The following is a 1,294-nucleotide window of genomic DNA, read 5'->3' as shown; positions in this document are numbered from 1 at the left end:
CGTCGCTTCGCGATGTCGCTGCGCTCCACCCTTGACTGACCGCCCCGCCCCGGAATGCCATAAGACTGCCGGGAAGCCCCCGAAGGATGGCCGGGAGGTCATCCGACCAGGAACGGCCGCATCACAGATCCCGACCGGGACCTCCCTGTTCACCCGCACCAGGACCACCAAGCCCACCCGGTGACGGGGGCCCGGGCAGGGCCAACCCACACCAGACAGCGGTGAGATGACGATGGGGCCCCAGGACGCGTCAGATCGCTACGCGCTTCTCTCGGCATAGCGTCCGACGACCGTCTGGGGCTGGACATAGGCCGCCCACGACCGGGACAGGTGTGCGACGACGCGACTGCCGGTTGTTTGTGGTGTTTGGCGGGGCGGAGGTGGGTCAGTCACGGATGAGAAGGACGACGAACCCCACTACGGCTCCCAGCACCAGTGCGAGAACGGAGTAGCGGGGGCGCGACTCGCGTAGGACCGGGAGGAAGTGGTCGACGGAGAAGCGGCCCGGCCCGGTGAGGGTGAGGCAGATGACCCCGGCGAAGAGCACCGACTCCAGTTCCACGCCTTTGGGCGCAAAGAAGGCGTTCAAGCCCCGAACGGCCAGAATGTTGATGAACGTGCCGGTCAAGGCCGCGCCGGCGAGCGGAGTCAGCAGGCCGAGGGCGAGGCCCAGGCCACCCAGGGTCTCGGAGAGACCGGCGATGGCCGCCATGGCCTTCCCGGCGGGGTAGCCACTCATCGAGAAGCCCTTGCCGGTTGCGGTGAAACCTGGGCCGCTGAACCAACCGAAGAGCTTCTGCGTGCCGTGACCGGCCATGGTGAGGCCGACGACGAGCCGGAGCACGAGCAGGCCGACGTCGTGGGTGGCGGTGGTTGCGGATGCGGCACCAAAGATCTCGCGGTCCCGTCGTTCGTACGCCATGAACGTCCGTTTCTTCCGTCGCCTGCGAGCGACGGCCACCCTATGACGCTCCCCTGCAATGATCCGGCCGCAACGTCGTCGGCCCCCGGCGTCGACCCGTTCGGCCGCAGACCGCGCCCGGCCCCAGACGGTCGTCGGAAGCTATGCCGAGAGGAGCACGTAGCGATCTGACGCGCCCTCGGGCGCCCCGGGCTTGGTGGTCCTGGTGGGCTGGGTGCCGATGAACCGGAGGTCCCGGTCCGCATCTCTGACGCGGCCGCTCCTGGTCGGATAACCTCCCGGCCATCCTTCGGGGGCTTCCCGGCAGTCTTATGGCATTCCGGGGCGGGGCGGTCAGTCAAGGGTGGAGCGCAGCGACATCGCGAAGCGACG

Annotated in this window: 1 protein-coding gene; it reads right to left on the bottom strand. The window is 68.5% G+C overall.

Going from position 1 to position 1,294, the window contains the following annotated elements; genetic code table 11:
• Window positions 1-385 precede the first annotated feature (385 nt).
• Window positions 386-922, bottom strand: coding sequence for a DoxX family protein (locus ADK52_RS08050; protein WP_053689075.1), 537 nt, complete (start codon window positions 920-922; stop codon window positions 386-388).
• Window positions 923-1,294 lie beyond the last annotated feature (372 nt).

Origin of the sequence: Streptomyces sp. WM6372 (assembly GCF_001279655.1) — a bacterium.
Lineage (GTDB): Bacteria > Actinomycetota > Actinomycetes > Streptomycetales > Streptomycetaceae > Streptomyces.
Note: the sequence above shows the minus strand (reverse complement) of the source record. Positions and strands in the feature narration are given on the sequence as shown.